Consider the following 6,534-nt stretch of genomic DNA (forward strand, 5'->3'; position numbering starts at 1 on the left):
GGCGCCGACCTGCTCGCCGTACTCGACGGTGGCGTGGGCGAGCTCGTAGGTCAGCCCGGCCTTGCGCCAGCCCTTGCGCACGACGAAGCAGGTGACCGACCAGACGCCCTCGAGCTCGGGATCCATCCGCATCCACGCCTGCTTGCGGCTCCACAGCCGGGGGTAGTTCTCCCGCGGCTCGACGGCGACCCACCCGGCCGCCTCGCCGTCCACGTACCCGACCAGCCCGGACGTCGGTCCGGTGGTGCCGCAGGCGGTCTGCTCGAGCAGCGCGGTGTCCCGCTGCTCCTGGGTGGTGTCGCGCCAGATCCAGCCGGGCACCTTCAGCGCCTGGCACCGGCACGTGCGGGCGCCTCCCGTGGCGAAGATCGCCTCGACGTCAGCGGTCGCTGCCTGGTTGGCCGGGAGCCAGGTGAAGTCGGGCATGCGGCGACCCTAGTCGCCGGCGGGCCCCCGAAATCGGAAAGAGGCCCTCGAAAAGGGCCTCTGACCTGCGGTTCTCTGTGGGCGATACTGGGATTGAACCAGTGACCTCTTCCGTGTCAGGGAAGCGCGCTACCGCTGCGCCAATCGCCCGAGGTCGTGCTTCTTCACTTGTGGAGCGTGGAGGTGGGTACGGGATTTGAACCCGTGTACACGGATTTGCAGTCCGTTGCCTCGCCTCTCGGCCAACCCACCGCGGGGGCCTTCCCAACATGAAGAAGGCACGGGGAGAGACCTCTCCGAGCGGACAACGAGACTCGAACTCGCGACCTCAACCTTGGCAAGGTTGCGCTCTACCAACTGAGCTATGTCCGCCTGCACTTTCCCTCCGGTGACCCGTCGGGAAGACGAGTGGAACAGTAGCCGACGGAATGTGTCGTGCCAAAACCGGGTCCCACGACGCGTGTTCCGGCGACCCGTCGAGGGGCCAGGACTCCCTAGAGTGACGCCATGCGAGCGTGGATGAACGGCGACCTGCTGACCGATCCGACCAGCGCGGTGCTGGGGGTCACCGACCACGGCTTCACCGTCGGGGACGGGGTCTTCGAGTCGATCAAGACCCTCGACGGTCGCCCGTTCGCCCTCACCCGGCACCTGGCGCGCCTGGCCCGCTCCGCGACCGGCCTGGGGCTCGACGCGCCCGACGAGGCCGCCGTACGCCGTGGCATCGAGGCGGTGCTCGCCGGGAACGAGGACCCGCTCGGGCGGCTGCGGATCACCTACACCGCCGGCCCGGCGCCGATGGGGTCCGGCCGTGGCGACGGCCCCGCCACGCTCGTGGTCGCCCACTCCGCGATCGCGCCGGCGGGGGAGTCCACCGCGGTGGTGACGGTCCCGTGGACCCGCAACGAGCACGGGGCGACGGCGGGCCTCAAGACCACGTCGTACGCCGAGAACGTCATCGCGCTCGCTCGGGCCCAGGAGCACGGCGGGACCGAGGCGATCTTCGCCAACACCGCCGGCGACCTCTGCGAGGGCACTGGTTCGAACGTCTTCTACGTCGTCGACGGCGAGCTCCGCACCCCCACCCTCGCCGGCGGCTGCCTGGCCGGTGTCACCCGGGCGCTGGTGCTCGAGTGGTGCGGGGGCCGGGAGGTCGACGAGCCCCTGGAGGTGGCACGGTCGGCCGACGAGGCGTTCCTCGTCTCCACGACGCGCGACGTGCAGGCCATCGGACGCTGGGACGACCGCGAGCTGCCCGCCCCCGGCCCGGTGACCGCGGAGTGTGCCGCCACGTGGCGCCGCCGCGAGGCCGAGCAGATCGACCCCTGATACTGGACGGGTGACCGACCTGGATCCCGCCGTCGCCGCGCGCCTCAAGCGCTCGGCCGACGGCCTGGTGCCCGCGATCGTCCAGCAGCACGACACCGGCGAGGTGCTGATGCTCGGCTGGATGGACGACGAGGCGCTGGCCCGCACGCTCGCGACCCGGCGGGCGACGTACTGGAGCCGTTCGCGCCAGGAGTACTGGGTCAAGGGCGAGACCTCCGGGCACGCCCAGCACGTCCACGAGGTGCGACTCGACTGCGACGGGGACACCGTGCTGCTGAAGGTCGAGCAGGTCGGCGCCGCCTGCCACACCGGCGACCGCACCTGCTTCGACGCGGACCGGCTCGATGGCTGAGATCGGGCCAGCCGAAGGCACCTCCGACGAGCGGACGCGCACCGGCTTCGGCCCCGTGGTCCTCGGCGGGCTCGCCAGCGCGGTCCTCGCTGCGGTCGCCGGCACCAGCCCGTGGGTCGAGGGCACGTCGGGGCAGCTGAGCACCGAGACCGCCCAGGACGCGGCCGTCCTGGGCGCCGCGGTGGCCGACGGGATCGGTGAGATGCCGCTGGCCGGCGCCCTCAGCCTCGTCGTGCTGGCCGGGTGGGGCGTCGTGCTCGTCACCCGGGGCCGCTTCCGCCGCACCGTCATGGTCKTGGCCGCGCTGGCGGCGGTCGGCCTGCTCGTCACCACGATCTGGGCGCTCTTCACCCTCCAGGACTCGGTGGCCGACCAGCTCCGCACTGCCTCCGGCGCAGACACCGCCTCGGTCCACCTCACCGGCTGGTACGTCGCCGCCCTCGTCGCCGCCGTCGGCTGTGTGGTCACCACCCTGCTCGCCGTGCGCCTCGTACCGGCCTGGCCCGAGATGGGACGCCGGTACGACGCCCCGGCCGGCGTGGGCGCTCCGGTCGACCCGGAGGGCAACCTGGAGATCTGGAAGGCCCTCGACGAGGGGCACGACCCGACCGACCGGCAGCGGCCCCTAGACTGAGACGCGACCGATCGGGTCACCGGTCGAGCCCGTCCCAGCGCACCGCCGCCGCACGTCCCAAGGAGCATCCATGGCCAACAACCACGGCAACACCCCTGCTGCGTGGACCGCGGTCGGCGTGRCCATGCTCGGCTTCCTCGTCGGCTCGATCGCGTTGATGCTCTCGCCGGTCAACATGACGATCTTCTGGGTCGGCATCGCTCTCGGCGCCGTCGCGCTGCCGCTGTTCCTGGTGATGGCCAGGCTCGGCTTCCACGGCGACCCGCACTGATCCTCCTCACCCCACGCACCACGGGCCTGCACGCATGACGGGTCGGGCGCACCGCCTCGCCGGACCGCTGGGTGGTGCGGTCCTCGTCGTCGCCGCCACGCTGGCGCTGGCCGTGCGCGACCCGCACCGGGCCGGCAGCTGGGGCTGGTGCCCCACACAGGTGCTGACCCACCTCGACTGCCCCCTGTGCGGCAGCCTTCGCGCGGTCCACGACCTCACCCGGCTCGACCTCGGCGCCGCAGCGTCGAGCAACCTGCTGCTGGTCCTGGCMCTGCCGATCGTGCTGGGACTCTGGCTGCGCCGCGCGGTCGCGACCTGGCGCGGGGGAGAGGCGATGCGGCCGGTGGTCGTGCCCCCGTCCGTGTGGATCGTGGGTCTCGGCGCGGTCGGTCTGTTCACCGTGGCGCGCAACCTGCCCGGGTCCTGGCTCGCAGCCTGAGCCGCCGTCGGGACCCCCACCGGTGGAGTGAGAGGGTTGGACCCATGTCCGTGCTCGACCAGATCATCGTCGGCGTCCGCGAGGACCTCGCCGGTCGCGAGGCCGCCAGGCCGCTCGCCGACCTCCGTGCCGCACTCGCCGACGTCGACCAGGCCCGCGACCCGATGCCCCACTTCCGCGACCCCGGCTCGAGCGTCATCGCGGAGGTCAAGCGCAGGAGTCCCAGCAAGGGCGAGCTCGCCGACATCCCCGACCCTGCCGCCCTCGCCACGGCGTACGCCGCCGGTGGCGCGGCCGCGATCTCGGTGCTGACCGAGCGCCGGCGCTTCGGCGGCTCGCTCGACGACCTCCTGGCCGTCCGGGCCGCGGTCGACACCCCGATCCTGCGCAAGGACTTCATCGTGACGAGCTACCAGCTCGTCGAGGCCCGTGCTGCGGGCGCCGACCTCGCGCTCCTGATCGTGGCGGCGCTCGACGACGACGACCTGCGCCGCCTGCACGACGAGGCACGCGAGCTCGGCCTGACCGTGCTCGTCGAGGTCCACGACGAGGCCGAGACCGAGCGTGCGGTGGCCCTCGGGGCCGAGCTGGTCGGCGTCAACGCCCGCAACCTCAAGACCCTCGCGGTCGACAACGACACCTTCGGCCGCCTGGCCCCCCTCGTCCCGGACGACCGGGTGCTGGTGGCCGAGTCCGGCATCAGCGGACCCGACGACGTGACCCGGTTCGTGGGCGAGGGCGCCCGGGCCGTGCTCGTCGGTGAGGCACTCGTCCGGGACGGCGACCCCACGACCGCCGTACGCACCATGACAGGAGTGAAGCGATGAGCCAGCAGGTCAGCCGGTACGACGCCGACGAGCAGGGCTACTACGGCGGCACGTGGGGCGGGCGCTTCATGCCCGAGGCGCTCGTCGCCGCCCTCGACGAGCTCACCGCGGCCTGGCACGACGCGATGGCGGACCCCGTGTTCGTCGCCGAGTTCGAGGCGATCTGCCGCGACTACGCGGGCACGCCGAGCCGGCTCTACCACGCCGAGCGCCTCTCGCAGCAGGTCGGCACCCGGATCCTGCTCAAGCGCGAGGACCTCAACCACACCGGCGCCCACAAGATCCGCAACGTCCTCGGTCAGGCGCTGCTCACCCGGCGGATGGGCAAGAAGCGCGTGATCGCCGAGACGGGCGCCGGCCAGCACGGCGTCGCCAGCGCGACCGCGGCGGCCTACTTCGGGCTCGACTGCACCGTCTACATGGGCTCGGTCGACACCCGCCGCCAAGCGCTGAACGTCGCCCGGATGCACCTGCTCGGCGCCAAGGTCGTCGCCGTCGAGTCCGGCAGCGCCACCCTCAAGGACGCCATCAACGAGGCGCTGCGCGACTGGGTCGCCAGCGTCGACCACACGGCGTACCTCTTCGGCACCGCCGCCGGACCGCACCCGTTCCCCAGCATGGTCCGCGACTTCACCCGCGGGATCGGTGACGAGGCGCGCGCCCAGTGCCTCGAGCAGTACGGCGTCCTGCCGGACGCCATCGCCGCCTGCGTCGGTGGCGGGTCCAACGCCATCGGCCTGTTCACCGCGTTCCTCGAGGACGAGGACGTGCGCATCTACGGCTTCGAGCCCGGCGGCGACGGAGTGGACACCCCGCGGCACGCCGCCACCATCCACGCCGGCGCGTCGGGTGTGCTCCACGGCGCCCGCACCTACGTCCTGCAGGACGAGGACGGGCAGACCGTCGAGTCGCACTCGATCTCGGCCGGGCTGGACTACCCCGGCGTCGGGCCGCAGCACGCGCACCTCGCCCAGACCGGCCGGGCGACGTACCGTCCGGTCACGGACACCGAGGCGATGGACGCGCTGGCCCTGCTCGCCCGCACCGAGGGGATCATCCCGGCGATCGAGTCGGCGCACGCCATCGCCGGCGCGATGGAGGTGGCCCGCGAGCTGGCCGCCGAGAAGGGCCCCGAGGCGACGATCCTCATCAACCTCAGCGGCCGCGGCGACAAGGACATGGGCACCGCCACCGAGTGGTTCAAGCTCGGCGAGGCCGACGACGAGACCGGGGACCCCGCATGAGCGCGACCACGGCCACCGCCTTCGCGACCGCGAGGGCCGAGGGCCGCGCCGCCCTGATCGGCTACCTGCCCGCCGGCTACCCGAGCGTCGAGGGGTCGATCGAGGCCATCAGGGCCATGGTCGACGCCGGGTGCGACGTCATCGAGATCGGCCTGCCCTACAGCGACCCGGTGATGGACGGTCCCACGATCCAGGCGGCCGCCCAGGCGGCTCTCGAGGCAGGTACCCGCACCAGCGACGTCCTGCGCGTCGTCGAGGCGGTCGCCGCGACCGGCACGCCCACGGTCGTGATGACCTACTGGAACCCGGTGGAGCACTACGGCGGCAGCCGTAGGGTCGGACACAGCGGGGTGGAGCGGTTCGCCGCCGACCTCGCCGCCGCCGGGGGAGCGGGCCTGATCACGCCGGACCTCACTCCCGACTCCGCGGCCGAGTGGATCGCCGCGGCCGACGCGCACGGGCTCGACAAGGTCTTCCTGGTGGCTCCCAGCAGCACCGAGCAACGCATCGCCATGACGACCGCGGCCTGCCGCGGCTTCGTCTACGCCACCGCCGTCATGGGCGTCACCGGCGCCCGCACCACCACCAGCGACCTGGCGGGACCGCTCGTCGCCCGCACCAAGGCCACCACCGACCTCCCGGTCTGCGTCGGGCTCGGCGTCAGCACCGGTGAGCAGGCGGCCGAGGTGGCCTCGTACGCCGACGGCGTCATCGTCGGGTCCGCCTTCGTGCGCACGCTGCTCGACCACGCCGACGACCCGACGGCCGGGATCGCCGCGCTGCGAACCCTCACCGAGGACCTGGCGCGTGGGGTGCGGGGTGCGTAGGAGGACTCCCGGGGCGCTCGTCACCGCTGTCCTGGCGGCGGTCCTGCTGGCCGGCTGCGGCGGCTCGTCGGGTGGTGACGCGGAGTTCGCCGGCACGGTGCTCGACCCGCCCTTCGAGGTGGACGGCCAGCCGCTCACCGACACCGCGGGCGCGGCGTACAGCCTCGCCGACGACACCGACAAGC

The 6,534-nt window shown here is 72.9% G+C and carries 8 protein-coding genes, 3 tRNA genes and 2 pseudogenes; 9 read left to right on the top strand and 4 right to left on the bottom strand.

Features of this window, described 5'->3' with window-relative positions:
- From ACXJKL_RS11265 to ACXJKL_RS11280, 4 genes and pseudogenes are all read right to left on the bottom strand, one after another.
- Window positions 1-426, bottom strand: a pseudogene (locus tag ACXJKL_RS11265) (hypothetical protein); the annotation flags it as partial.
- Between the two features lie 78 nt (window positions 427-504).
- Window positions 505-576, bottom strand: a tRNA-Val gene (locus tag ACXJKL_RS11270).
- A gap of 28 nt (window positions 577-604) precedes the next feature.
- Window positions 605-678 (bottom strand) — tRNA-Cys (locus ACXJKL_RS11275).
- 47 nt (window positions 679-725) lie between these two features.
- Window positions 726-798, bottom strand: a tRNA-Gly gene (locus ACXJKL_RS11280).
- 135 nt (window positions 799-933) lie between these two features.
- Here ACXJKL_RS11280 and ACXJKL_RS11285 point away from each other — a divergent pair.
- The 9 genes and pseudogenes from ACXJKL_RS11285 to ACXJKL_RS11325 form a co-directional block, all read left to right on the top strand.
- Window positions 934-1,755 (top strand): aminotransferase class IV, encoded by an 822-nt coding sequence (locus ACXJKL_RS11285; protein WP_457207141.1) that lies wholly within the window; start codon window positions 934-936, stop codon window positions 1,753-1,755.
- A 10-nt stretch (window positions 1,756-1,765) separates the two neighbouring features.
- Complete coding sequence (hisI, locus tag ACXJKL_RS11290; protein WP_457207142.1) at window positions 1,766-2,107, top strand: phosphoribosyl-AMP cyclohydrolase; 342 nt, start codon at window positions 1,766-1,768, stop codon at window positions 2,105-2,107.
- Window positions 2,100-2,741 (top strand): Trp biosynthesis-associated membrane protein, encoded by a 642-nt coding sequence (locus ACXJKL_RS11295; protein ID WP_457207143.1) that lies wholly within the window; start codon window positions 2,100-2,102, stop codon window positions 2,739-2,741. The genes hisI and ACXJKL_RS11295 overlap by 8 nt, the downstream gene beginning before the upstream one ends.
- A 70-nt stretch (window positions 2,742-2,811) precedes the next feature.
- A complete protein-coding gene (locus ACXJKL_RS11300; protein WP_457207144.1) occupies window positions 2,812-3,012 on the top strand; it encodes an HGxxPAAW family protein in 201 nt (66 codons plus the stop codon).
- A 34-nt stretch (window positions 3,013-3,046) separates the two neighbouring features.
- Window positions 3,047-3,451 (top strand): DUF2752 domain-containing protein, encoded by a 405-nt coding sequence (locus tag ACXJKL_RS11305; RefSeq protein WP_457207145.1) that lies wholly within the window; start codon window positions 3,047-3,049, stop codon window positions 3,449-3,451.
- Between the two features lie 44 nt (window positions 3,452-3,495).
- The gene (gene trpC, locus ACXJKL_RS11310) at window positions 3,496-4,278 is read left to right on the top strand and encodes an indole-3-glycerol phosphate synthase TrpC (protein ID WP_457207146.1); all 783 of its coding nucleotides are present in this window, start codon (window positions 3,496-3,498) and stop codon (window positions 4,276-4,278) included.
- The gene (gene trpB / locus ACXJKL_RS11315; RefSeq protein WP_457207147.1) at window positions 4,275-5,522 is read left to right on the top strand and encodes a tryptophan synthase subunit beta; all 1,248 of its coding nucleotides are present in this window, start codon (window positions 4,275-4,277) and stop codon (window positions 5,520-5,522) included. Before trpC ends, trpB begins: the two co-directional genes overlap by 4 nt.
- Window positions 5,519-6,349 (top strand): tryptophan synthase subunit alpha, encoded by an 831-nt coding sequence (trpA, locus tag ACXJKL_RS11320; RefSeq protein WP_457207148.1) that lies wholly within the window; start codon window positions 5,519-5,521, stop codon window positions 6,347-6,349. Before trpB ends, trpA begins: the two co-directional genes overlap by 4 nt.
- A pseudogene (locus ACXJKL_RS11325) lies at window positions 6,342-6,534 on the top strand (SCO family protein); the annotation flags it as partial. The gene trpA and the pseudogene ACXJKL_RS11325, both read left to right, overlap by 8 nt.

This window comes from Nocardioides sp. P5_C9_2 (assembly GCF_054049555.1).